24 protein-coding genes are annotated in these 25,173 nt (G+C 57.6%); 9 read left to right on the forward strand and 15 right to left on the reverse strand.

Annotated features, from left to right (window positions below):
- The first annotated feature begins 193 nt into the window (after positions 1–193).
- On the forward strand, positions 194–763 hold the full coding sequence (locus RHM68_RS21650; RefSeq protein ID WP_322219002.1) for a hypothetical protein: 570 nt from the start codon (positions 194–196) through the stop codon (positions 761–763).
- 210 nt (positions 764–973) lie between these two features.
- Here the strand turns inward: RHM68_RS21650 and yjiA are convergent, their stop codons facing one another.
- From yjiA to RHM68_RS21665, 3 genes are all read right to left on the reverse strand, one after another.
- The gene (yjiA, locus tag RHM68_RS21655; protein ID WP_322219004.1) at positions 974–1,945 is read right to left on the reverse strand and encodes a GTPase; all 972 of its coding nucleotides are present in this window, start codon (positions 1,943–1,945) and stop codon (positions 974–976) included.
- Between the two features lie 161 nt (positions 1,946–2,106).
- A complete protein-coding gene (locus tag RHM68_RS21660; RefSeq protein WP_007895266.1) occupies positions 2,107–2,304 on the reverse strand; it encodes a YbdD/YjiX family protein in 198 nt (65 codons plus the stop codon).
- 15 nt (positions 2,305–2,319) lie between these two features.
- On the reverse strand, positions 2,320–4,386 hold the full coding sequence (locus tag RHM68_RS21665) for a carbon starvation CstA family protein (protein ID WP_322219008.1): 2,067 nt from the start codon (positions 4,384–4,386) through the stop codon (positions 2,320–2,322).
- 159 nt (positions 4,387–4,545) lie between these two features.
- Between RHM68_RS21665 and RHM68_RS21670 the strand changes: the two genes are divergently transcribed.
- Complete coding sequence (locus RHM68_RS21670; protein WP_322219010.1) at positions 4,546–4,914, forward strand: PilZ domain-containing protein; 369 nt, start codon at positions 4,546–4,548, stop codon at positions 4,912–4,914.
- Between the two features lie 43 nt (positions 4,915–4,957).
- Here the strand turns inward: RHM68_RS21670 and radA are convergent, their stop codons facing one another.
- From radA to katB, 3 genes are read right to left on the reverse strand one after another with little or no spacing between them, the layout of a single operon-like run.
- Complete coding sequence (gene radA, locus RHM68_RS21675; RefSeq protein WP_322219011.1) at positions 4,958–6,325, reverse strand: DNA repair protein RadA; 1,368 nt, start codon at positions 6,323–6,325, stop codon at positions 4,958–4,960.
- Between the two features lie 45 nt (positions 6,326–6,370).
- Positions 6,371–6,925 (reverse strand): ankyrin repeat domain-containing protein, encoded by a 555-nt coding sequence (locus tag RHM68_RS21680; protein WP_322219013.1) that lies wholly within the window; start codon positions 6,923–6,925, stop codon positions 6,371–6,373.
- Positions 6,926–6,983: 58 nt separating this feature from the next.
- The gene (gene katB, locus RHM68_RS21685; protein ID WP_322219015.1) at positions 6,984–8,525 is read right to left on the reverse strand and encodes a catalase KatB; all 1,542 of its coding nucleotides are present in this window, start codon (positions 8,523–8,525) and stop codon (positions 6,984–6,986) included.
- Between the two features lie 287 nt (positions 8,526–8,812).
- Here katB and mscL point away from each other — a divergent pair, with 287 nt between their 5' ends.
- A complete protein-coding gene (gene mscL, locus RHM68_RS21690; protein WP_322219017.1) occupies positions 8,813–9,226 on the forward strand; it encodes a large-conductance mechanosensitive channel protein MscL in 414 nt (137 codons plus the stop codon).
- A gap of 51 nt (positions 9,227–9,277) precedes the next feature.
- Here the strand turns inward: mscL and RHM68_RS21695 are convergent, their stop codons facing one another.
- The gene (locus RHM68_RS21695) at positions 9,278–10,054 is read right to left on the reverse strand and encodes a ferredoxin--NADP reductase (protein WP_322219019.1); all 777 of its coding nucleotides are present in this window, start codon (positions 10,052–10,054) and stop codon (positions 9,278–9,280) included.
- Positions 10,055–10,424: 370 nt separating this feature from the next.
- Between RHM68_RS21695 and RHM68_RS21700 the strand changes: the two genes are divergently transcribed.
- Complete coding sequence (locus tag RHM68_RS21700; RefSeq protein WP_322219021.1) at positions 10,425–11,138, forward strand: autoinducer binding domain-containing protein; 714 nt, start codon at positions 10,425–10,427, stop codon at positions 11,136–11,138.
- 177 nt (positions 11,139–11,315) lie between these two features.
- The gene (locus RHM68_RS21705; RefSeq protein WP_322219023.1) at positions 11,316–12,440 is read left to right on the forward strand and encodes a class I SAM-dependent methyltransferase; all 1,125 of its coding nucleotides are present in this window, start codon (positions 11,316–11,318) and stop codon (positions 12,438–12,440) included.
- Between the two features lie 82 nt (positions 12,441–12,522).
- Here RHM68_RS21705 and RHM68_RS21710 read toward each other — a convergent pair whose 3' ends face one another.
- The 3 genes from RHM68_RS21710 to RHM68_RS21720 are packed head-to-tail and all read right to left on the reverse strand — an operon-like array spanning position 12,523 to position 15,198.
- Entirely contained in the window at positions 12,523–12,690 is a 168-nt protein-coding gene (locus RHM68_RS21710) for a DUF2474 domain-containing protein (RefSeq protein ID WP_322219025.1), read from the reverse strand.
- A 57-nt stretch (positions 12,691–12,747) separates the two neighbouring features.
- Positions 12,748–13,755, reverse strand: a complete 1,008-nt coding sequence (cydB, locus tag RHM68_RS21715; protein WP_322219027.1) for a cytochrome d ubiquinol oxidase subunit II — start codon at positions 13,753–13,755, stop codon at positions 12,748–12,750.
- A gap of 3 nt (positions 13,756–13,758) precedes the next feature.
- Positions 13,759–15,198, reverse strand: a complete 1,440-nt coding sequence (locus RHM68_RS21720; protein WP_322219028.1) for a cytochrome ubiquinol oxidase subunit I — start codon at positions 15,196–15,198, stop codon at positions 13,759–13,761.
- 439 nt (positions 15,199–15,637) lie between these two features.
- Here RHM68_RS21720 and RHM68_RS21725 point away from each other — a divergent pair, with 439 nt between their 5' ends.
- Positions 15,638–16,876 (forward strand): MFS transporter, encoded by a 1,239-nt coding sequence (locus RHM68_RS21725; protein ID WP_322219030.1) that lies wholly within the window; start codon positions 15,638–15,640, stop codon positions 16,874–16,876.
- On the opposite strand, the gene RHM68_RS21730 is transcribed toward RHM68_RS21725, so the two are convergent.
- From RHM68_RS21730 to RHM68_RS21750, 5 genes are all read right to left on the reverse strand, one after another.
- Positions 16,873–19,074 (reverse strand): xanthine dehydrogenase family protein molybdopterin-binding subunit, encoded by a 2,202-nt coding sequence (locus tag RHM68_RS21730; RefSeq protein WP_322219031.1) that lies wholly within the window; start codon positions 19,072–19,074, stop codon positions 16,873–16,875. The two genes, RHM68_RS21725 and RHM68_RS21730, sit on opposite strands and share 4 nt — an antisense overlap.
- Complete coding sequence (locus RHM68_RS21735) at positions 19,074–20,060, reverse strand: xanthine dehydrogenase family protein subunit M (RefSeq protein WP_322219032.1); 987 nt, start codon at positions 20,058–20,060, stop codon at positions 19,074–19,076. The genes RHM68_RS21730 and RHM68_RS21735 overlap by 1 nt, the downstream gene beginning before the upstream one ends.
- On the reverse strand, positions 20,057–20,533 hold the full coding sequence (locus tag RHM68_RS21740) for a (2Fe-2S)-binding protein (RefSeq protein WP_416195254.1): 477 nt from the start codon (positions 20,531–20,533) through the stop codon (positions 20,057–20,059). The genes RHM68_RS21735 and RHM68_RS21740 overlap by 4 nt, the downstream gene beginning before the upstream one ends.
- 226 nt (positions 20,534–20,759) lie before the next feature.
- The gene (locus RHM68_RS21745) at positions 20,760–21,311 is read right to left on the reverse strand and encodes a DJ-1 family glyoxalase III (protein ID WP_322219034.1); all 552 of its coding nucleotides are present in this window, start codon (positions 21,309–21,311) and stop codon (positions 20,760–20,762) included.
- Positions 21,312–21,378: 67 nt separating this feature from the next.
- Positions 21,379–21,837: a DUF4879 domain-containing protein gene (locus RHM68_RS21750; protein WP_322219036.1), complete on the reverse strand. Its 459-nt coding sequence runs from the start codon at positions 21,835–21,837 to the stop codon at positions 21,379–21,381.
- Between the two features lie 216 nt (positions 21,838–22,053).
- On the opposite strand from RHM68_RS21750, the gene RHM68_RS21755 reads away from it, so the two are divergent.
- The 3 genes from RHM68_RS21755 to aroQ all read left to right on the forward strand — a co-directional run bounded on the left by RHM68_RS21755 (position 22,054) and on the right by aroQ (position 25,168).
- On the forward strand, positions 22,054–23,349 hold the full coding sequence (locus RHM68_RS21755; RefSeq protein WP_322219038.1) for an NCS2 family permease: 1,296 nt from the start codon (positions 22,054–22,056) through the stop codon (positions 23,347–23,349).
- Positions 23,346–24,425, forward strand: coding sequence for a tRNA (uridine(54)-C5)-methyltransferase TrmA (gene trmA / locus RHM68_RS21760; protein ID WP_322219039.1), 1,080 nt, complete (start codon positions 23,346–23,348; stop codon positions 24,423–24,425). Before RHM68_RS21755 ends, trmA begins: the two co-directional genes overlap by 4 nt.
- A gap of 302 nt (positions 24,426–24,727) precedes the next feature.
- On the forward strand, positions 24,728–25,168 hold the full coding sequence (aroQ, locus tag RHM68_RS21765; protein WP_322219040.1) for a type II 3-dehydroquinate dehydratase: 441 nt from the start codon (positions 24,728–24,730) through the stop codon (positions 25,166–25,168).
- The last annotated feature ends 5 nt before the right edge of the window (positions 25,169–25,173 follow it).

Below are 25,173 nucleotides of genomic sequence, written 5' to 3' on the forward strand. Positions count from 1 at the left end.
TTACCTGACGGCCCCGCGCTACTGCTCAGCGCTACTGGGCGCCCATCCTTTGCTCGTCTTGCGCTCACGCCAGAAAATCCTGTCTAATTTTTTGAAATATATACCCCCGCGCTCTTAGCAAAAAACTACTAGCCTCTTCTTTGCAGCACAGGAAACCACATCATAAGTTTAATAAAAACATTGAGATACTTTCATGACCAGTTCTATTCAAAAGTCCTTTAGCGCCGCCCTTGAAATACCTGGCAGGGCATCAAACCTCCTTGCAACGCTCTACGGAAAGCCGGCCATTTCAACACCCTTTGCAGGCAGCGGCGGCTTCTTCAGCGGCCGTCCACAGGAGCGTGATGACTCGCATTTACTGGGCTCCCGCCCGAACAAGGACGTCAGAGACATCCCGCCACTCAAGCTGTATTTTTTTTATACATCAAAGGGTTACGAAATTTATATCCGGGATAATGACCCCCATCCTCCAAACTTTCGCCTTAGTAAAGGCATCAGTGGAATTCTGGGTGCGGTCGATAGAAACGCTGAAGCGCTCACGCTATTTGAGCTGCTAGATGCAAACAATAACGTTATCACCTTGGACAACTTGCGTGGCAATCACCATTACGTAAAGCTCAAAGCTATCGATGGCGGTTTTATTGGCAGAGCTAAAATACACGGCTCACGATTTTCTTACACGGCCGACACGGGTACAAAAAGTATCGTAACGTTCAATTTAACTATTTTAGCGACCCACCTTCCTGATCGTTCACAGGTGTAAAGAACTCAACTTTCTCGGCCGGTTACTTTCACCATAAGTCTTCCAGTGAAGAGCACATTGCTGAACACGACCTCCACTCAGAAGTGTGCTGCCGGTCAGATCGATAACAAAAGCAATCGAGGACGATTGCTCCTCACCTATTGGATAAGCGCCCCCTCGTGGGAGCTTGCTCACAAAAAGTCCGTTCAACACACAGAAGAAGCCTTGACCTTACTCGGCCGCCACCCGTGCAAACCCCGCACGAATCTCCTCCTCCGGTAAATCATCGGCAATAAACACGATCACACTTTCCCGCGCCTCGTCCTTCATCCATTCAGTGTCCCAATCAAAACCGTACAGTTTCAGCACGCCTTGAAAGACCATACGACGCGACTCGCCAGCGATGTTCAACACGCCTTTGTAGCGCAGCAATTGCTTGCCATGGTCTTCCAGCAGTTGGTTCATGAACTCGCTGAGTTTGTCGATATCCAGTGCTTTTTCAGTACGCAGTACCAAGCTGGTGATGCGGTCAATGGAGGGTGCTTTGCTCACCGGACGCAAGCTCACGCCACCGCCCAGGTCGGCATTGAGGTTAAAACCACGAACATCGAGTAATTCGGCAAGGTCGATCTTGCCGTGTTCAACCACACGAATCGGCGCGCGACGGTTGATCCGAGTCAAACGTTCGCTCAGCGCAGTGAAAGCCAACTCGTCCACCAGATCCCGTTTGCTCACCAGCAGGCGATCAGCAAAACCTACCTGCGCCTGGGCGATAGTCTGCGTCAGGTGCGTGTCGGCATGCGCAGCGTCCACCAGCGTGATGATGCCATCGAGGATGTAACGTTCGCGCAGCTCTTCATCAATGAAAAAAGTCTGCGCCACCGGTGCCGGGTCAGCCAGGCCTGTGCATTCGATCACCAGACGATCGAAAAAGATTTCGCCGCTGTCCAAACGCTCAAGCAGCAGGTATAGAGCCTTGGTCAGGTCGGTGTGAATAGTGCAACAGACACAACCGTTGGACAACGTCATCACTTGCACCGGCTCGTCGCCCAACAACTGAGTGTCGATACCCGCGTCGCTGAATTCGTTTTCAATCACGGCGATTTTCAGGCCGTGCTCGGCTTTGAGCAGATAACGCAGCAGCGTAGTTTTTCCCGCACCAAGAAAGCCGCTGAGGATCGTCACAGGGATGGGAGAGGACAAACGCGTTCTCCTGATTCACAAAAATGAATGGAATGGGCCAAACAAATGTGGGAGCGGGCTCGTCCGCGATTGCAGACTGACAGCCAACACGGATGTTGAGTGCTCAGTCGCTATCGCGGGCAAGCCCGCTCCCACCGGGTCAAACAAAGCTGCTCAGCAGATCAACAACACTTGGGGCCACCCTTGCCACCGTAACGGGCTTCCTGACGTTCGCGAAAGAACATCTCGTAGCTCATCACCGGTTTGTCCGGGTGTTTGGTTTGCATATGCTCGACGTAATTGTCGTAGTCGGGCATGCCGACCATCAGGCGCGCGGCCTGACCGAGGTATTTACCGAGGCGACTCAGGTCATTGAACATGTTTGCAATCCTCGATTACGCGTCAGGAACAGCCTGGAATGGCGCTTCTTTATCCGTGCGCTCTTTAGTACCCCAAGCGGCGATACCGACCTTAAGCGCATAGAACAGAATACTGAACACCACGAACAGGAACAGCGCCGTCAGCGTTGCGTTGGTGTAAGCGTTGTAGATCACGTGCTGCATCTGGTTGATGTCCTTGGCCGGCGCCAGGATCTGGCCACTTGCCAGAGCATCACTGTATTTCTTGGCCAGCGCCAAGAAGCCGATGGCCGGGTTGGCGTCGAACAACTTTATGAAGCCTGCGGTGACGGTGCAGATCAGCAACCAGACAGCGGGCAGCATGGTGACCCAGATGTAGCGTTGCCGTTTCATTTTGATCAGGACGACCGTCGCCAACATCAGCGCGATCCCCGCCAGCATCTGGTTGGAGATACCGAACAGCGGCCACAAGGTATTGATGCCACCCAGCGGATCAATCACGCCCTGGTACAGCAAGTAACCCCACATCGCCACACAACCACCGGTCGCGATCAGGTTGGCGGTCCAGGATTCAGTGCGTTTGAGCGCAGGCACGAAGGAGCCGAGCAAGTCCTGCAACATGAAGCGTCCGGCGCGGGTGCCGGCATCGACGGCGGTCAGGATAAACAGTGCTTCGAACAGAATCGCAAAGTGGTACCAGAACGCCATGGTGTTTTCACCCGGCAGCACGCTGTGCAGGATCTGCGCGATACCGACCGCCAGGGTCGGAGCACCGCCAGCACGCGCCAGAACAGTGGTTTCACCAATGTCCCTGGCCACCGCTTGCAGCGCTTCCGGGGTAATTGCAAAACCCCAGCTGCTGACGGTTTGCGCAACTTGCATCACATCACCGCCGACAATAGCCGCCGGACTGTTCATGGCGAAGTACACACCAGGCTCGATCACAGAAGCGGCAACCATCGCCATGATGGCCACGAACGACTCCATCAGCATGCCGCCGTAACCGATATAACGGGCATGGCCTTCGCTCGCCAAAAGTTTCGGCGTGGTGCCGGAAGCAATCAGCGCGTGGAAACCCGAGACCGCGCCACAGGCAATCGTGATGAACAGGAACGGGAACAGCCCGCCCTTCCACACCGGTCCCGTGCCATCGATGAACTGAGTCAGCGCCGGCATTTTCAACACGGGCATAGTGACCAGGATGCCGATCGCCAGCGCGACGATGGTACCGATCTTGAGGAAGGTAGACAGGTAATCACGGGGCGCCAGAATCAGCCACACCGGCAGTACCGCCGCGACAAAACCGTAGCCGATCAGCATCCAGGTGATCTGGATCCCGGTGAAGCTGAAGGCTTTGGCCCACACCGGGTCAGCGGCAATCTGCCCACCCAGCCAGATCGAGCCCAGCAGCAACAGCACGCCGACAACGGAGATTTCACCAATGCGACCCGGTCGGATGTAGCGCATATAAATGCCCATGAACATCGCGATCGGGATGGTCGCCATCACCGTGAAAATACCCCATGGGCTTTCAGCCAAGGCTTTGACCACGATCAGCGCCAGCACCGCGAGGATGATGATCATGATCAGGAAGCAGCCAAACAACGCAATGGTGCCAGGAATACGGCCCATTTCTTCACGGACCATGTCACCCAGCGAGCGGCCGTTGCGACGTGTGGACATGAACAGGACCATGAAGTCCTGAACCGCACCGGCCAGTACCACGCCGGCAATCAGCCAGAGCGTACCCGGCAGGTAACCCATCTGTGCCGCCAGCACCGGCCCGACCAAAGGTCCCGCGCCAGCGATGGCTGCGAAGTGGTGGCCGAAGAGGATGTGTTTGTTGGTAGGGACGTAATCCAGACCATCATTGTTGACCACGGCGGGCGTGGCACGTCGCGGATCAAGTTGCATCACATTGTTGGCGATGAACAGACTGTAATAACGGTATGCAACCAGATAGATGGCCACGGCAGCGACCACAATCCACAAGGCGTTGATCGCCTCGCCTCGGCGCAATGCCACTACGCCAAGGGCGCACGCGCCTACGATTGCCAGCAGCAGCCAGGGTAAGTGGCGTAGCAGGCTATTATTGTTTTTCATTTTATTATCCCAGCCAGGGTGGACAAGAAAGACAGCCACCCCGAGTTTAGCGCTAACGACGGCAAAGACCATACCCGACATTGGTCTAGCGCCTTGCCTGCGGTGGCGGTCTTTAGCGCAGCGGGTCTATAGTCAGCCAACCCTTATGAGGATTGCGCCATGAGTGAGCACCCTGCCAATCGCCGCCGCTTCAAACGTATTGCGTTCGATGCCCGAACCGAGCTGAGCCAGGAGGGACTCACTTGGCCAGTCAAGCTGATAGACCTTTCGCTCAAAGGGCTGTTGATCGAGAAGCCCGAGCCGTGGCTGGGCAATCGAGAGCATCACTTTTGCGTCGATGTTCATCTGACTGATGACGTCGCGATCAAGATGGATGTGCTACTGACGCACGATGACCACGGTCAGCTTGGCTTCGTCTGCAAACACATCAGCCTGGAGTCCATCGAGCGCCTGCGGCGGTTGATTGAATTCAACCTGGGAGACCCCCAGGAACTGGAGCGTGAACTGGGCGCCCTGATCGACATCTGAAGACGGGCTCCCTTTCAAAATGTGCAAGCTCGTTCGCCAAGGGTCATTCGAACAAGGCATCTAGCGCCTGTTCGAGGCGGGTCACGGCAATGATCTGCAACCCAGGCGGCGCTTCTTTAGGCGCGTTACCCTTGGGCACGATAGCGCGCTTGAAACCGTGTTTGGCCGCCTCTTTCAAGCGTTCCTGGCCACTTGGCACCGGGCGCACTTCACCCGACAACCCCACTTCCCCAAAAACCAGCAAATCGTGCGGCAGCGGCCGGTTGCGTAAACTGGACATTACAGCCGCCATCAGCGCCAGGTCGGAAGCCGTCTCCAGGACTTTGACCCCACCCACCACATTGAGAAATACGTCTTGATCGTGGGTCGGTATGCCGCCGTGACGGTGCAACACCGCCAGTAACATGGCCAGTCGGTTCTGATCCAGCCCCAGCGTCACCCGACGTGGATTGGCCAAATGGCTGTCGTCGACTAACGCTTGAACCTCCACCAGCATCGGCCGAGTACCTTCCCACGTAGCCATGACCACGCTGCCCGGAACCTCTTCCTGAGCACGGGTGAGAAAAATCGCCGATGGATTGGAGACTTCTTTCAGGCCCTTGTCCGTCATGCCAAAGACACCCAGCTCATTCACCGCGCCAAAACGGTTTTTTACAGCCCTGAGCAAGCGCAACCGACCATCGGATTCGCCTTCGAAATACAACACGGTATCGACCATGTGCTCCAGCACCCGAGGGCCCGCCAACGCGCCTTCTTTCGTCACATGACCGACCAGAAAAATCGCCGTGCCACTCTGCTTGGCGTAGCGCACCAACAGCGCCGCGCTTTCGCGTACCTGAGAGACGCCACCCGGTGCCGATTGCAGTTGCTCGGTGAAAATCGTCTGGATCGAGTCAATCACCATGACCTTGGGCTTTTCCTGGCGGGCCGTGGCAATGATGGTTTCGATGCAGGTTTCGGTCATCACCCGCAGTTTGTCCTGAGGCAAGCCCAAGCGACGGGCACGCATGGCCACCTGCTGTTGGGATTCTTCGCCCGTGACGTATAGCGCCGGCATGCTCTTGGCGAGGTTGCACAAGGTTTGCAACAGAATGGTCGATTTGCCAATGCCGGGATCACCGCCGATCAGCACCACCGAGCCGTCGACCAGACCACCGCCCAGTACACGATCGAGTTCACTGGAGGCCGTAGAAAAGCGCGGGATTTCCTCGACACTGACTTCAGCCAGGGTCCTGATCTGTGCCTGCTGGCCGGTCCAACCGGTACGGCCGCTGGGCGCTACCGCCCCGCCGCTCTCGACCATGGTTTCGGTCAGGGTGTTCCAGGCTCCGCATTCGCCGCACTGGCCGGCCCACTTGGGGAAAGTTGAGCCGCACTCGGTGCAGCCATACATGCGCTTGGCCTTGGCCATCTGAACTCCCGGCAAAAAACGCGATGATAGCCCAGGTAGAGACGATCAGCGCGGCGCGGCGGTACGGATTTCACCGCCGGCCAGACGTGCGGCGCTGTTGCCTAAGGGGTCTTCAGCATTCATATCGGCGCCTTTTGCCTTGAGGGCGTCGAGTAATTCAACGCGCTTGAACAACCCGGCGTACATCGCCGCTGTCTGCCCGGCGCCATTGCGTTGATCAGGACTGCAATTGGCGGATAACAGCGTCCGGGCGATCTGCGCTTCGCCTTTGAAAATAGCGCCCATCAGCGCTGTATTACCCCGTTGATCCTGAGCACAGGCGTCTGCCCCGGCGGCGAGTAAACGGTCTACCGCAGCGCTCTGGCCGTGGTAAGCCGCCAGAATTAGTGCGGTGTAACCTTTGTCGTCACGGGTATCAAGGGAATAGCCGGCCTCGATAAAAGTATCGAGCATCGGCACATCGCCACGGCGGGCGGCGTCAAAGTAATAATCCTGCAACTGGGCTTTCAGTGCCGCAGGATCCTTCGCAACGCCGACACTCGGATCGGCGAAAACACTGAACGACAAACAGGCCAATAACACAGAGGAATAAAAACGCATGACAGATTCCTTGGTCGAACGGGACCTCGAATGAGGTCCCGCTTTCAGGCTAACGGGATCAGTCGGCCAATTTTGCAGCCAACGCCTTCACGCGATTCAGATCACCCTTGGCGACCTTGGTCACGCCAGTCCCGTATTCCGGGTCGGCCTTGTACAGGAAAGACAACATGATGTGCTTGCTCTCGTCGTCGGTCGTGGCCAGAGAGCCGCCGAAGCTGTCGATCAGATCCTGGCGTTCCTTCTGGCTGTAAGAGCGATACAGATCACCCGCCTGCTTGAAGTTCTGCTCATGCTGGATCTTTGCCTGCTGAGTGCTGCCAAACAAGGCTAACTGGCTGTAGCGCGCGGTCGGCTGCTCGTCCCGAGGCTCCAGGCGGCTCGGTTGGTAATTGACGCCAGTGCTCGTCGCACCGCTGTTCATCGCGCCATCCTGATTACCGTTATTCACCGCAACCTTAGGTGCATTGATCGGCAACTGCAGAACGTTGGCGCCGACACGATACAGTTGTGCATCGGCATAAGAGAACACTCGGCCTTGCAACAAACGGTCTTCAGAAGGCTCGATACCGGGAACCAGATTGGCCGGGGCCATGGCAACTTGCTCGGTTTCCTGGAAGACATTCGCCGGGTTACGGTTCAATACCATTTGTCCAACTTTTCGCTCCGGGATGCCTGGCCAAATCTTGGTCGCGTCCAATGGATCAAAATCAAAGTTAGACAAGTCTTGCGATTTTACGACTTGAACGTACAAGTCCCACTTCGGAAAATCACCCTTATTGATGTGCGTGACGAGGTCGTTGGTGAGATGACTGTAGTCTTGCCCCTGAACTTTAATAACTGCCTTGGGATCAAGATTATTAATCCCCTGCAAACTTTTCCAGTGAAATTTCACGTAGTTAACGTCGCCTTTGGCATTCACTAACTTGTAGGCGTGAACACCATTGCCGTCCATTTGCCGATAACTGGCCGGCGTGCCCGAGTTGGAATACAACTCGGTCAGGGTGCGGGTGGCTTCCGGAACATGGGAGAAGAAATCGAAGCGACGGGAATCATCATCGAGATTGGTGCGTGGGTCAGGCTTAAACGCATGAACCATGTCGGGAAATTTGATGGCGTCGCGGATGAAGAAAGTCGGGAAGTTGTTGCCAACCAAATCCCAGTTACCGTCGGCGGTGTAGAACTTGGTGGCGAAACCGCGGGGATCCCTTAGGGTTTCTGGCGAATGGTTGCCATGCACCACCGCCGAAAAGCGCACAAACACGGGCGTGCTTTGACCGCCTGCGAACACTTTGGCCTTAGTCAGGTCGCTCAGATCGTCGGTAACGGTGAAGGTGCCATGGGCGCCTGTACCACGGGCATGCACCACGCGCTCTGGGATACGTTCGCGGTCAAAACGCTGGAGTTTCTGAATCAGTTGCACGTCTTGCAGCAGCACCGGGCCCGTGGCACCGGCAGTTTGCGAGTTCTGGTTGTCGCCGACGGCAGCGCCGTTATCCCGGGTCAGCGTTGCGGCGCTGACGGAGAACGACAACAAGCTGGCGGTAAAGACGCCAAAGGCGCGACGGAGGGGAAAAGCCCCTAGGCCAAGGGTGGTAGTCATATCAGGATCCTCTGTTTTTTTGGGAGCGCATCCAGGTGCGCTCAACAGAGGCTAGAGGCCAGCCATGCAGAACATAAATAGAAAAAACGTAACGCAATGATTGATAGTTTTTTATGGCTTATCAGCGAGTTGAAGCGTATTTCGCGCGCGATTAGTGGCATTTTGCAAACTAATTACCTATAGATGTGTCGATAAGAACGAGTTTTGTAATGAGGTGTTTCGCGCAAGACGCGTTTTGCTGATTTACACTGCGGTCACTAACCTCATCTGTAACAAGGAAATAACCTATGGGCGTGCTCAGTGAGTTCAAGGCCTTCGCTGTAAAAGGCAATGTGGTCGACATGGCCGTCGGTATCATCATCGGTGCCGCCTTCGGCAAAATCGTTTCGTCGTTCGTCGGCGACGTGGTCATGCCACCTATTGGCCTGCTGATCGGAGGGGTGGACTTCGCTGACCTGGCCATTACGCTAAAGGCTGCCAATGGCGGCATACCGGCGGTGGTGCTGGCCTACGGCAAATTCATCCAAAGCATCATCGACTTCGTGATTATCGCGTTCGCCATCTTCATGGGCGTGAAAGCCATCAACCGTTTGAAGCGCGAAGAGGCTGTGGCACCGACGTTGCCGCCGGTTCCCACCAAGGAAGAAGAGCTGCTGAGCGAGATCCGCGACCTGCTCAAAGCGCAGAACAATCGTTCCTGAACCCTGGCTGCAAACTGCCAGGTTGTAACAAGGCGCTCGCCGGGCGCCTTGTTACCAGTAGGTTTCCACGGCGACTTGTCCGGGTCGCCGACTCAGGCTCAGTTGCATATCGCGCTGCTTGAGCCTGTGTCGGGTGTCCTCGATCATCTGCGGATTGCCGCACAGCATGACGCGCGAATGCTCAGCGCTCAGCGCCACACCCGCGACCCGCTCCAGCTCGCCATTGTCGATCAGCGTGGTAATGCGCCCGTTGAGAGCGCCGGGGTGTTCATGACGAGTGACGGTGGCGATGAACTGCAACTTGTGCGCGTACTCGGCCAGGTAGTCGCGCTGATACAGCTGCGCAATCAACTCCTGATAAGCCAGTTCCTGCGCGTCTCGCACGCTATAGACCAGGATAATTCGCTCGAATTTTTCCCAGACCTCGAAGTCCTGGAGGATCGACAGAAAAGGCGCTACGCCGGTGCCGGTGGCTAACAGCCAGAGGTCACGGCCATCGACGAAACGATCGAGTGTCAGGTAGCCAAAGGCCTGGCGGTCTACCAGCAGCGTATCGCCCACTTCCAAGCGACTCAGTTCACCGGTGAATTCACCTCCTGGCACAACGATGGAAAAGAACTCGAGGAACTCATCATAAGGTGACGACACCATGGAATAGGCGCGCCACACAGTGCTTCCATCGGCCTTGGCCACACCCAGCCGGGCAAACTGCCCCGCGCGAAAACGAAAGCCTGGATCCCTGGTAGTCCGCAAGGTGAACAGGTTAGCGGTCAGCGGGCGGACATCGAGCAGCGTCTGACGAGTGAATTTTTCTGCGCTGGCGCTCATAAGGTGCTCCGTTTAACCGAAGGACCAGTGTGCAGCAATGCAGGGCATTGAAACACCGACTGTTTGTAGTGGCTTTTTATAGTGCGCTGGCGGTCGGCGATCAATTAATTTTTCAAAGTTCAAAACACCGCTCGATTTCAATATCAAATAGCCACCTCACGCATCAATATTAAATATTTATTATTTAAATGAAACTCATAATGCTTGAGCAAAAAAACGCTCAATTCGCTAAGAACCAGTTATTCAATTTATACGTGCATCAAGAGCTAAAAAATTAAAGCGTCTGCGTAAGAATAGTCCTACACTCCAAATCTTGTTGGATCTTGGATCCAATCAATGCCGCGTAAAAAAACGCCGTGGAGTACGCCTAATGGAAATATGGAAAGAGTCACAGTTGACGCAACTCTCTTACACAAAAGAAATGGAGACGGCCTATCAAATATCTTTGAGCTTCATTAAAAATCTCGGGTTTAAATTCTGTGCTTTTTCAATGAGCTCAAAAACCTGTGACACCCACATCAATACCGTTAACAAAAACAATTACCCCACTGACTGGAATATTCAATACGAACAAAAAAAATGCAGTGCGATCGACCCAATACTTGCCCACTGTAATCACTCCACGCTGCCCATCATCTGGAGCGAAGATCTTTTTTACGAGACGCCGTGGCTATGGCAAGCGCTACAGAACGAAGGATTGCAGTATGGATGGTCGCAATCGATCCATGATGAGGATAACGGCCTGCGCAGCATCTTCAGCCTGGCAAGGAGTCACTGCCCGATCACACCCTATGAACTGTATGAAAACCTGGGGTTCGTCGTCTTCATCAGTCGCCATCTCCACGCGCTGGGCGCACAGACACAATCGAAAGCGCTGCCACGGTCAAGCATTCCCCACCTGTCAGCGCGCGAGCTGGAAATACTGAAACTGTCAGCCAATGGCAAAACCGCCTACGAGGCAGCCAAAATCCTTAACCTGAGCGAGCGCACGGTGAACTTCCATGTACACAGCGCCATCCAGAAGCTCGGCGTGAACAACAAAATAGCGGCGGTAATCGCCGCTGCCAGGGCCGGCGTACTCTGAAATCAATCGATCCGAAAAAAACCTGCAAGTAATCCAAAAGATAAAAACGTACCATTGCCCTTCCTCCCCTGTGGTGACGCCTTAATCGTCACGTCGCATTCCACTTGGCAGGCCCCACCCGCTACAACGCTCCAGAGCTGCGGGACCTCTTTTGATTATCCAGAGCCTCCCCGCCCCATGCCTTTGCTCGAAACGCCCTTCGCCCAACTCGACCTGATCCGCCAACCCGAACAGCAGAACGAACCCCTGCAAGCGTTCGACGCAGCCGACGAGTACCTGCTCAACTATCTGGCCGAACAACAGCCCTCGATCGACACTCGGGTTCTGGTGCTCAATGACAGTTTTGGCGCATTGGCAGCGAGTCTCGCGGGTAAGGTGCAGGTCAGTAGCAGCGGTGATTCGTTCCTGGCACTCAAAGGGCTGGAAAAAAATCTGATCCGCAATGGCATGGCGTTTGATGCGGTGCCCAGCCTACCGGCCAGCCAAGCGTTGGTCGGACCGTTTGACCGGGTACTGATCCGGGTCCCGAAAACCCTGGCACTGCTGGAAGAACAACTGATCCGCTTACACAGCCAACTGGCACCGGGTGCTCAGGTCATTGCCGCCGCCATGGTCAAGCATTTGCCACGCGCTGCGGGTGACCTGCTGGAACGCTACATCGGTCCGGTACACGCCTCGCTGGCGGTAAAAAAGGCCAGGCTGTTGATCGCTTCGCCTGAAGACAAAGCGCCTGCGGTGTCGCCCTACCCGTCCCGTTACCGTCTCGATACGCCGGCGATCGAGTTGCTCAACCACGCCAACGTGTTCTGTCGCGAAGGGCTGGATATCGGTACGCGGGCATTTTTGCCCCATTTGCCAAAGAACCTCGGCACAGCGCAAGTCGCCGATCTAGGTTGCGGTAATGGCGTACTGGCCATCGCCAGTGCCCTGCAAAACCCGCAGGCCCATTACACGCTGGTGGATGAGTCGTTCATGGCCGTGCAGTCGGCCGCCGAAAACTGGCACGCGGCGCTGGGCGAGCGAGATGTGCTCTTGCGTGCCGATGACGGGCTGGCCGACCAGGCACCTCAATCCCTCGACGTGGTGCTGTGCAACCCACCTTTCCATCAACAGCAGGTTGTTGGCGACTTTCTCGCTTGGAGGATGTTCCAGCAAGCCCGGGAAGCGCTGGTAGTTGGGGGCGCGCTGTACATCGTCGGTAACCGTCACTTGGGTTATCACAGCAAACTGGCCCGGCTGTTCCGGGGTGTCGAACAAGTGGCGGCCACGCCCAAGTTCGTGATCCTCAAGGCGCGCAAATAACCGCATGCAAAAAAAAACCCTCCGCTTAGGAGGGTTATAAAACCGTGACGCAAGGCAACGGGATGGGATCAGGTGCAACGTATCAGTGAGTGCTCAGGCCTGCGGCATTCATAAACATGCGCATCAGGCTGGCCACAATAAACAAGGCCCCTACGCTGCCAACCCAAATCAGTGCCAGCCATCCGAGCCGCTGCCACAGCGGTTTTTTCTCGGCAGCTTCGATCTCCTGCAACGTGTGTTTGCCAGCCATCATCACAATCTCCTCTGAAACGGCGCAGCTATCAGCACTGCGCCATCGTCGTGCGCTTTAGTGGTAACCATCTTCGTGGGTGACCTTGCCGCGGAACACGTAGTAGCTCCAGAAGGTGTAACCCAGGATGAACGGGATGATGAACAGCGTACCCACCAGCATGAAGCCCTGGCTTTGCGGCGGCGCGGCGGCGTCCCAGATGGAGATCGACGGCGGTACGATGTTTGGCCACAGGCTGATGCCGAGGCCACTGTAGCCGAGGAAAATCAGCACCAGCGTCAGCAGGAACGGCGTGTAGTGCGCGTTGCGGGCCACGGCGCGAATCAGACCGTACATGGTCACCAATACCAGGATCGGCACCGGCAAGAACCAGAACAGGTTTGGCAGAGTGAACCAGCGTGCCGCGATCTCTTCGTGGGCCAGAGGGGTCCAGAGGCTGACGATACCGATCACCGCCAACACCACGAACGCCAACGGCCGCGCCAGATTATGCATCTGCTCTTGCAACTTGCCTTCAGTCTTCATGATCAGCCACGTGCAGCCGAGTAGCGCATACGCCACCACCAATGCCACACCGCAGAACAGCGTGAAGGGCGTCAGCCAGTCGAGTGAGCCCCCGGCAAACTGGCGGTTGACCACCGGAATGCCGTCGATGAATGCTCCCAGTGCCACGCCCTGGAAGAACGTCGCGGTAAGCGAGCCACCGATAAACGCCTTGTCCCAGAGGTGGCGTTTGTCGTCCTTGGCCTTGAAGCGGAATTCGAACGCCACACCGCGAAAGATGAGTCCGATCAGCATCAGAATCAGCGGCAGGTACAACGCCGACAACACCACAGAATAGGCCAGCGGGAAAGCACCGAACAACGCCGCCCCCCCCAGTACCAGCCAGGTTTCGTTGCCGTCCCAGACCGGCGCCACGGTGTTCATCATCACGTCGCGGTTGCTTTTACCCTTGACGAACGGGAAGAGAATCCCGATTCCCAGGTCGAAACCGTCCATGACCACGTACATCATGATGCCGAAGATGATGATCACGGCCCAGATCAGCGGAAGATCAATACCCATGATTCAATTCCCCTTGTTCAGACTGTCACCGTGGTCGGCATCGCCCGTATCGTCGGCTGCGGACAGCGGACGTGACGGCGTGCGTTTCTGGCCAGGACCACCATCGTTGGTTTCCTTGCCCTCGTCGATCTTCGGCCCTTTACGCACCAGGCGCATCATGTAGCCAAGGCCGGCGCCGAACAGCGCGAAATACACCACCACGAACAGCACCAGGGTGATGCTCATCTGCAAGAAACTGTGGTTAGAAGATGCATCCGCCGTGCGCATCAAGCCGTAGACCACCCACGGTTGACGACCGATTTCAGTGGTGAACCAGCCTGCAAGAATGGCGATCAGGCCGGACGGGCCCATCCATAACGCCAGGTACAGGAATGGCCGCGAGGTATACAGCTTGTCGCGTTTACGCAGCCACAGGCTCCACAAACCGGTGAAAATCATCAAGAAGCCCAAGCCAACCATGACCCGGAACGACCAGAAAACGATCGTCGAATTCGGCCGATCTTCAGGCGGGAAGTCCTTGAGCGCCGGTACTTGCTTATCCAGCGAGTGCGTGAGGATCAGGCTACCCAGGTATGGGATCTCGACCGCAAATTTGGTCTTCTCGGCTTTCATGTCCGGCCAGCCGAACAAAATCAGCGGAGTCGGCTCGTTGCCGTGGTTTTCCCAGTGGCCTTCGATCGCAGCGATTTTCGCTGGCTGATGCTCAAGGGTGTTCAAACCGTGGAAGTCACCGATGACCGCTTGAATCGGCGCCACAATCAGCGCCATCCACATCGCCATCGAAAGCATGGTCCGAATCGCCGGGTTGTCCTTGCCTCGCAGCAAGTGCCAGGCCGCCGAGGAACCGACGAAAAACGCAGTGGCGACAAATGCGGCAGTGGCCATGTGCATCAGGCGATAAGGGAAAGACGGGTTGAAGATCACCGCCAGCCAATCCACCGGAATCAGTCGGCCATCAATCAGTTCATAGCCTTGCGGGGTTTGCATCCAACTGTTGGAGGCAAGAATCCAGAAGGTTGAGATCAGCGTACCGATGGCCACCATCACCGTTGAGAAGAAGTGCAGTTTGCGCCCGACCTTGTTCCAGCCGAACAGCATGACACCAAGGAATCCAGCCTCGAGGAAGAAGGCTGTAAGCACTTCGTAGGTCAGAAGCGGCCCAGTGATGGCGCCGGCGAAGTCAGAGAATCGGCTCCAGTTGGTGCCGAACTGATAGGCCATGACCAGCCCGGAAACCACACCCATACCGAAGTTGACGGCAAATATTTTCGACCAGAAGTGGTACAGATCGCGGTAGGTGTCGTTATGGGTTTTCAGCCACAGGCCTTCGAGCACCGCCAGGTAACTCGCCAGACCAATGGTGATGGCCGGGAACAGGATATGGAATGAAATGGTGAACGCGAACTGCATTCGGGCGAGATCGAGTGCCTCTAAACCGAACATAAGTGTTCCTCTTTCAGGTAATACCGGCTGCGAGGCTTGTGGCCCTGCACCTACTGCCCCCACGGATATGGAGTGCGGCGAATTCCAATTCGTTCTTTTTTAAAAGCATCACAACGTAGGGAGTCTGGCCGTTTGGCCGCCAAATCAATTCCCGGAGGGGCCTTGATCTGGATCAATCAACGTTGAAAGAGTAGTCCGATTTTTACGGTGCAGTGGTGTGGTCTATTGACGCGTGACAGGTTGCCTCAGCGCCACAGTAATAGGCCGCAATACATTGGCTGTCGGCACGCTTGCGGTGGCGTGAGGGCTTGTCCCGTCACCACAGGGATTCAGGAGAAACTCAAGATCAGTGTCTAGCTAACTAAATGTCCAGGCTCGCAACTTTTGGTTACAGCTTGGTGATAGTCTCGACCCTCCCTCGCTCAAGACCCGCCCTCAGATGCCCAGCCAAGCACCCCTGCTGTTACGTCATCATCGTCCGTTCATTGCGTTCTGGTTGGCCCGAGTGTTTACCGCCAGCGGTTTTCAAATGCTTACCGTGGCGATTGGCTGGAACCTTTATCAGCTCACCGGCAACGTACTTGATCTGGGATTGGTGGGGCTGGTGGAGTTCGCGCCGCGAGTGCTGTTCATGCTGCACACCGGGCACGTCGCAGACCGCTATGACCGACGCAAGGTCGCGGCGCTCTGCCAGTCCCTGCAAGCCTTGATCGCCCTGTCGCTGGCCATCGGGAGTGCCACTGACCATATCACCCGGGAAATGATCTTTATCCTGGCATTCCTGCTCGGTGCCGCGCGGTCCTTCGAGTTACCGACGACCCAGGCGCTGCTGCCGACGATTGTCCCCAGCGCACTATTTCCCCGCGCAGTCGCCGCCGCCCAGTCCGCGCAACAATCGGCCACCATCGTCGCACCGGCCCTTGGAGGTTTGCTCTACGCGTTCGGCAGCGTCTGGGTCTATGGGCCGACCGTGGTCCTGTACATCATCGCCTGCTCGCTGATGCTCAACCTGCCGGCTCGGCAAACACCACTGAATAAAGGCAAAGCGACGATGGACTCGTTGCTCGCGGGCATTCGCTTCATTCGCAGCCGCCCAGACATTCTTGGCGCCATTTCCCTGGATCTGTTCGCCGTGCTGTTGGGGGGCGCCACGGCGCTGCTGCCGGTCTTCGCCAAGGACATTTTGCTGACCGGCCCCTGGGGTCTGGGCCTGTTGCGCTCGGCGCCGGCGGTGGGTGCGCTGTTAATGTCGCTGTTTTTGGCGCGATTCGCTGTTGAGCGCAATGTCGGACGCGTGATGTTTACTGCCGTGGGCATCTTCGGCGTGGCGACCATTGCGTTCGGCCTGTCCACCTCGTTCTGGTTTTCCCTCGCCGTACTGGTGGTGCTGGGCGCTGCGGACATGATCAGCATGGTCATTCGCGCCTCATTCGTGCAATTGGAAACACCCGATGAAATGCGCGGCCGGGTCAGCGCCGTGAACGGTCTGTTCATCGGCGCCTCAAACCAACTCGGGGAATTCGAATCAGGCCTGACCGCGCACTGGTTTGGCACGGTACCCGCGGTGGTCATGGGCGGCATCGGCACCTTGGTGGTGACCGGGGCCTGGATCAAACTGTTCCCGACCCTGGCCAATCGCGACCGCATGCATGTGCCTGTGGAAGAAGCCAAGGTCTAGAGCAGTTTGTCCAAGGTGATGGGGAAGTCCCGCACCCGTTTGCCGGTGGCATGATAAATGGCATTTGCCACGGCTGCCGCGACGCCGACGATACCGATTTCGCCGACCCCCTTGGACCCCAGGGCGTTGACGATTTCGTCGTTCTCTTCAACGAATAGCACCTCAATGTCACCAATATCGGCGTTTACCGGCAGGTGATACTCGGCCAGACTGTGGTTCATGTGACGGCCCAGCGCATGGTCGGTTTGTGTCTCCTCGTGCAACGCCATCCCGATGCCCCATACCACGCCACCGAGGATCTGGCTGCGAGCCATCTTCGGGTTGACCACCCGTCCTGCGGCAATCGCACTCACCACGCGATTGACCTTCACTGTGCCCAGGTCCTCATCCACAAAAACCTCGACGAACACCGCCGAGTGCGTGGCGGTGGCATAAGCATCGCGCTTCTTGTCGGGCTCAGCGTCCACCTGAACCTCAAGGGTTGCTTCACCGCTGTTCCGAGCCAGTTCGGCCAACGACACCTGCGCTTCGCCGAAGGACAGTTGCCCTTCTTCGAAGATCGCCTGTTCCAAGGTAACCCCGGCGAACTCCGGACAGGTCTGACGGGCCACCGCGAGCAGTGTCTCCTTCAGCGCTTCACACGCTTGCTGCACGGCGGTGCCGACCGACGACACGGTAAACGAGCCGCCCTGCAACGGCGCGCTGGGTAACGAAGAGTCGCCCAAGACAAACGTGATGTCTTGCAGCGAAACGCCCGACGCTTGCGCGGCAATTTGCGTCATTACCGTGTAGGTGCCGGTGCCGATATCAGTGGTCGCGCTACTGACCGTCAGTTTGCCCCTGTGATCAAGCGATGCCTTGGCGCTAGCCTTCATCTGCATCGCTTCCCATACCCCACCCGCCATGCCCCACCCCACCCGTTGCCGGCCGTTGCGCATGCTGCGCGGCTCGGGATTGCGCTGGGCCCAGCCAAAACGCTTGGCACCCTGGGCGTAGCATTCGCGTAATTCTTTGCTGGAGTAAGGCTTGTCTTCGTTCTGATTGCGCTCGGCGTAGTTGATCAAGCGCAATTGCACCGGATCAATCGCGAGCGCACAGGCCAGTTCATCCATCGCGCACTCCAGACCGATCACCCCCAATGCCGCGCCAGGTGCGCGCATGTCCAAGGGTGTGAAGACATCCAGAGAGAGCACTTTGTAAGTCAGTTGGACGTTGTCGCAGTGATAGAGCATGCCGCTCCACTCCACTACATGCTCGGTGAAGTCCTCGAAACGTGAGGTCTGACCAATGGCAGTGTGGGCCAGCGCCAACAACCGACCATTAGCGGCCGCGCCCAGCTGCAGGCGTTGCAAGGTCCTTGGCCGGTAGCCGAACGTGAACATTTGCTGGCGCGTCAACGTCACCCGCACCGAACGTTTAAGCGAGAGCGCGGCCATCACCGCCAGAGGCAATTGGTACTGCGGACGCAAGCCCGAGCCGAAGGCGCCACCGACATAGGCGGCAAAAACCCTGACCTGCTCTTTCGGCAGGCCAAACACCTTTTGCACGTAGGACTGGCAGTTCTGCGGCCCTTGGGTTTTGTCATGGATGTGCAAACTGCCATCCGCTTGATACAGCACGGTACTGGCATGCGGTTCCATTGGGTTGTGGTGTTCGATGGGGGTGCTGTAATTCACCTCCAGACTGACCGCCGCACCGGCGAATTCGTCTTGAAAATTGCCACGGGGCTTGGGCAGCTCGGCGGGTGCCGGGCGGGCCTCGCCTTGCAGGGTTAGCAGGTCGGTCTGATGAGGCTCGGCGGCGTACTCAATAGCGATCAGTGAGCCGGCATACCGCGCTAACTCAAGGTTGTCGGCCACCACCAGTGCCAGCGGCTGACCGTTGTAGAGAACGCGGTCGTTATACAACGGGCGAAACGGCGAGCCTTTGGCCGAGTCCGCGTCTTCATAACCTTCGTCGTAGCTGGCGATGTTGGGGCGGTTGCGGTGATCAATCACTGCAATCACTCCGGGCAATGCCAACGCTTTGGAGGCATCAATGCTGAGTACACGGCCACAGGCAATACGGCTGGAGACGACGCTGCCGTGAAGCAGTCCATCCTCGGGAAACTCACCGGCATACCGCGCATGCCCAGTGACTTTGAGGCGACCGTCAACCCGATCCAACGGTTGGCCCACGGCTTTGGTAAACGTGTTCATCAGGCTTGCCCTCCACGCGCGGCATCGGTCAGGGCGCGGACAATGGCCCGCCGCGCAAGTTTGACTTTGAAAGCATTGTGCTCAAGGGGTTGGGCGTCCTTCAGCAAGGCGTCGGCGGCGGCGCTAAAGGTGTCATGACTGATCGTTTTGCCGATCAGTGCGTTTTCCGCCGCCGTGTCACGCCAGGGTTTGTGCGCCACACCGCCAAGCACCAGGCGCGCCTGGTGAATCACCGGGCCATCCATTTCCAGTGCTGCCGCTACCGAGATCAGCGCAAAGGCATACGACGCCCGGTCACGAATTTTCAGGTAGTGGCTGTGCGCAGCAAAACCAGCGGCAGGTAATTCAATGGCCGTGATCAGCTCATCGTCGGCCAATTGGTTATCGCGCTCGGGAGCATCCCCCGGCAAACGGTGGAAGTCGGCGAAGTCGATAATTCTTGCACCGCTGCGACCCTGAACATGCACCCGCGCCTCCAAAGCCGCCAGGGCCACACACAGGTCTGACGGATGCGTAGCGACACACTGCGCGCTGGCGCCAAAAATCGCATGAATCCGGTTCAGTCCGTCCCGCGCCGGGCAACCGCTGCCCGGTTCGCGTTTGTTGCACGGCACATTGGCGTCGTAGAAGTAATAACAACGAGTGCGTTGCAGCAGATTACCGCCGGTGCTTGCCATGTTGCGTAACTGCGCCGAGGCGCCAGCCAGAATCGCCTGGGACAAAAGTGGGTAACGCTGCTCAATCAGCGGATGCCAGGCAAGGTCGGCGTTACTCACCAGAGCGCCGATCATCAAGCCGCCCGCGTCGGTCTCGGTGACGTCGCCCAACGGCAGACCGGTAATGTCGATCAAGTGCTCGGGGCGGGTGAGATTTTCCTTCATTAAATCCAGCAGATTTGTACCGCCAGCAATGAAGCGCGACGCCGGACCCGCGAGATGCACGGCGTCCTGTATGGAATCCGGCTTGCTGTACTGAAAAGGATTCATCGGCCATCCCCTTGCGCGACGCGCTGCTGACAAGCCGGCAAGGCGTCCTCGATAGCATCGCGAATATTGCTGTAGGCCCCGCAACGGCACAGGTTACCGCTCATCAACTCCTGCACCTGTTCACGGGTCTGTGCCCGACCTTCATTGGCCAACCCCACCGCCGAGCAGATTTGCCCCGGTGTGCAATAGCCACATTGAAAGGCGTCGTGCTTGATGAAAGCCTGTTGCATCGGATGCAGCTCGTCACCGTTGGCCAGTCCTTCAATGGTGGTCAACTGCGCACCGTCGCACATCACCGCCAGCGTCAGACAGGCGTTGATCCGCTTACCGTTGAGCAACACCGTACAGGCGCCACATTGACCGTGGTCGCAGCCTTTCTTGGTGCCGGTCAGGTCCAGTTGCTCACGCAACAGATCCAGCAGCGTGGTCCACGGCAACACGTCAAGTTGCAGCGCTTGGTCGTTGAGCGTCATCCGCAGCGGATGACGGGTGAATAACGACGGCGCAGCGTCGGGAGTGGTCGCGCTCATATACACCTCACGGTTAGTCGTATGTTCGCGGCGTTTTCGCAAACCGCCGTCATAAGGGGTACGACTTCAGGGTGCTATGAGCGTTCAAGGAAATTGATCGAAGGTGCCAAGGCCGACTCATGGGCTGCTTCGCGGGCCCATGGGCGTCAGCCATCGTACCGGTTGGGAGTCAAATCAACAGCTGCGTTGCCACCCCTGCACGCGTGGATTTACCGCACAGTTGCTCCACCAGCGACAGCACAAACGCCAGTGCAGCGCCCGAACCTTGAGCGGTGATGCAGTTGCCGTCGACCACCACCGGTTGGTCGACGAAGTTGCAACCCGATAACAGATGACTGACCGTCGGCAGGCAGGTCATGCGCCGTTGACGCAAGACACCAAACGCTTGCAGCGCCAGCGCCGGGGCTTCTGCGATGCCAGCGAACAGCCGACCGGACGCTGCTTGATCCTTGATCAATTGTTGCAGGGGTTGATAAGCCGCCAGATGTTGCGCCCCCACCGCGCCACCGGGCAGGACGATCAGGTCGAACGGCTGAGCCAGCACATCCACCAACATGGCATCGGCGGTCAGGCGCGTACCTCGGGCGCAGGTCAGCATGCGGCGTGACTCGATACTGGCTACCACCACTTCAATTTTGGCGCGACGCAGCACATCGATCAGGGTCACGCACTGCAAATCATCGATGCCCTCGGCGAGGGTAATCAGGGCTCTAAAAGTCATGGGCACGGTCCACAAGGTAATCGCTAAAGCGTAGTCAGCTTTCATGAGCCGTGTTCGAGTCCCAACGTTACTTGATGTAAAGCTGCGTCGATAGCGTGTTGCCTGGGGCGTTGATCGAGGTGTTACTGAAGGTGAACGTCCCGCCCTGCCTGCCGCCCAGATCGAAGATGTACAGCGTACCGACGATTGTTCTCGAGGTGCCGGTGCATTCGGTCAGGTTGCCATTATCGTTGGCACACACCTTAGCCTGCGTGCCCTCGACCGTGAAGCCGTCGATCCCGACCGTCGGCACGCGGCCATAGCCTACTTCCAACACGTAGACCTTGATGCTCGCACCACCGTGATCGCATTTCGTCTGTTCTTGCCCCTCGGCGATATTTTCAATGCCGCAGGGCGCCGACTGAACCTTGAGGACCTGCACATGCGTCAGTGGCGGTGCGGAAGCGGCGCTGGCGACAGGCGCACCGATCAGCAACACCCCCCACAGACTCAATGACCGAACGATGTTGCGCTTGATGCATTCCATGACGACTCCCCCAAAACCAGCGCGCAGTATGGCCCACTTCGGTTTACCGCAAAACATCGACGACGATCGCAGCCATAAGCAGCCATAGCCGCACGCTGCTGGTATGATGCGCGGCTTTTTCCGACCGATAGAAAATTCCAGGGCGCCTTGTGCGGTCTGTGCTTTGCTGTTGAGGTCGATACATTCACGGCGCACTGCGCGCCACGGGGAGCAGACATGCTGGAAAGGCTGTTTCAACTCAAGGCACACAACACCAACGTGCGGACCGAGATTCTGGCGGGCGTTACGACCTTTTTGGCCATGGCCTACATCCTGTTCGTCAACCCGAGCATCCTCGGCGAGACCGGCATGGACAAGGGCGCGGTGTTTGTCGCGACCTGCCTGGCCGCCGCCATCGGCTCCACGGTAATGGGCCTGATTGCCAACTACCCCATCGCGCTGGCGCCGGGCATGGGCCTGAACGCTTTCTTTACCTACACCGTGGTCCTGCACATGGGCCATACCTGGCAAGTAGCGCTGGGGGCGGTGTTCATTTCGGCGGTGCTGTTTTTCCTGTTGTCGATCTTCCGCATTCGCGAATGGATCATCAACAGCATCCCGTTGCCGCTGCGATCAGCCATTGCGGCGGGTATCGGTCTGTTCCTGGCCCTCATCGCCTTGAATAAAGCCGGCATTGTGGTCAGCAACCAAGCAACCATGCTCGGCCTCGGCGACTTGAGCAAACCGGCCCCGATTCTCGCGACCCTGGGCTTCGCCCTGATCGTTGCACTCGAAGCCTTGAAGGTTCGCGGTGCGGTGCTGATCGGCATCCTGGTGGTGACCATCGCGTCCATCGCGCTGAAGGTCACCCCGTTCGGCGGCGTGATGTCGATGCCGCCTTCGCTGGTCCCGACCTTCCTGCAACTGGACATCAAAGGCGCTCTGGACATTGGCCTGGTCAGCGTGATTTTCGCCTTCCTGTTCGTTGATCTGTTTGACAACTCAGGCACTCTGATTGGCGTCGCCAAGCGCGCTGGCCTGATGGGCAAGGACGGCCACATGCCCAAGATGGGGCGAGCGCTGATCGCCGACAGCACCGCGGCCATGGCCGGCTCATTGTTGGGCACTTCGACCACCACCAGTTACATCGAATCCGCGGCCGGCGTAAGTGCCGGGGGCCGCACCGGCCTGACGGCTGTCGTGGTCGCGATTCTGTTCCTGTTGGCGCTGTTCTTTTCACCATTGGCCGCCAGCATTCCGGCGTTCGCCACCGCGCCTGCACTGTTGTTCGTCGCCGTACTGATGACTTCCGGCCTGGCCGAAATCGACTGGGACGACATCACCGTCGCCGCTCCGGTGGTGGTCACGGCCCTGGCCATGCCATTCACCTACTCCATCGCCAACGGCATTGCCTTCGGTTTCATTTCCTGGACCATGATCAAGCTACTGTCTGGCCGCGCCCGTGAACTGAACCCGGCGCTGGTCATTCTCTCGGTTCTGTTTGTGATCAAGTTGGGTTGGTTCAACGCATGATATTTGATACCCAGGCCTACGCCGTTCAACTCGAAGAAAAGGTCAAGCGCCTGCGTGACCTGCTGGCCCCGTTCGATGCGCCAGAGCCGGCCGTGTTCGACTCGCCGCTGAAAAATTTCCGTCTGCGGGCAGAGTTCCGCCTGTGGCGCGAAGCCGGCGAGCGTCACTACGCGATGTTTTCCCAGGAAGACAAACGCACGCCGATCCTGATCGAAGAGTTCCCCATTGCCAGCCTGCGCATCAATCAGTTGATGCCGCAGCTCAAGGCTGCGTGGAAAGCCAGCGCCGCGCTCAGCCATAAGCTGTTTCAGGTGGAGTTCCTGACCACCCTGGCCGGCGATGCAATGATCACGTTGTGCTATCACCGCCCGCTGGACGAGCACTGGCACACGGCAGCTTCAAAGCTGGCGGCCGAGCTGAACGTCAGCGTGATCGGCCGCTCAAAAGGCAAGCGCGAGGTGATTGGTCACGACTACGTGGTTGAACAACTGGACGTCGGCGCACGCACCTTCAGTTACCGTCAGCCAGAAGGCGCCTTCACTCAGCCCAACGGCACAGTGAACCAGAAGATGCTCAACTGGGCTTACGACGCAGTCGGCGACCGTACTGACGATTTGCTGGAGCTGTACTGCGGCAACGGCAACTTCACCCTGCCACTCGCCACCCGAGTGCGCAAAGTGCTGGCCACCGAAATCAGCAAGACCTCGGTCAACGCAGCGTTGAGCAACCTCAGTGAAAATGCGCTGGATAACGTAACGTTGGTGCGTCTGTCTGCCGAAGAACTGACCGAAGCCCTGAACGAAGTGCGACCGTTCCGACGCCTGCACGGTATCGACCTCAAGAGCTACGAGTTCGGCAGTGTATTCGTCGATCCTCCGCGTGCTGGCATGGACCCGGACACCTGCGAGCTGACCCGGCGCTTTGACAACATCCTGTACATTTCCTGCAACCCTGAAACCCTGGCCGCCAACATCGCCCAGTTGCACGACACTCACCGCATTAGCCAATGCGCGATGTTCGACCAGTTTCCGTGGACCCACCACATGGAATCCGGGGTACTGCTGACCCGGCGTTGAGTGCAACCTCGCCCGACAACATCAGCCGTCTCCAAGACGGCTTTTTTGTAAGTGCTTACAGGGTCATATCAACCTTTCGCCACCCCCTTCCTGCCGCATCGACCTTGGCGACACGGGCCTGGCGTCACTGTTTGAACAGTCGCACAGACGCGTTGCGATCTGTTGCGCTTGTTCGATCACCGCACACAAAAACCCAAGACCACACCTCTTCATTTGACCAAAGTAACCAGCTGGTACAATTTATCGGCACAGGCTGAAACCTCGAACCCAGCCATGCCAAAAATAAAAAGTGGAGAGACCCCATGCGTCCCATCGTTCTGGTGCTTAACGGCCCGAACCTGAACCTGCTCGGCACCCGTGAACCAGCGACCTACGGTCACGAGACGCTGGCGGACATTTCTGCGCTGTGCGGTCGTGCGGCTGTGGAGCTCGGCCTGAGGGTAGAGTTTCGCCAAACCAACCATGAGGGCGAGTTGCTCGACTGGATTCACGCCGCCCGTGGCCGCTGCGCCGGGATCGTCATCAATCCGGCGGCCTGGACGCACACCTCGGTCGCGATCCGCGATGCCCTGGTCGCCAGCGAGGCGCCGGTGATCGAAGTCCACTTGTCCAACGTCTACGCCCGCGAACCCTTCCGTCATCACTCCTTCGTGTCGGCCATCGCCCTGGCGGTGATGTGCGGTTTCGGCAGCCACGGGTATCGCCTGGCACTGGAGCATTTCAGCCAACGCCTCAAGGGATAAACACC

The sequence above is a fragment of the Pseudomonas sp. DC1.2 genome (assembly GCF_034351645.1).
Taxonomy (GTDB): domain Bacteria; phylum Pseudomonadota; class Gammaproteobacteria; order Pseudomonadales; family Pseudomonadaceae; genus Aquipseudomonas.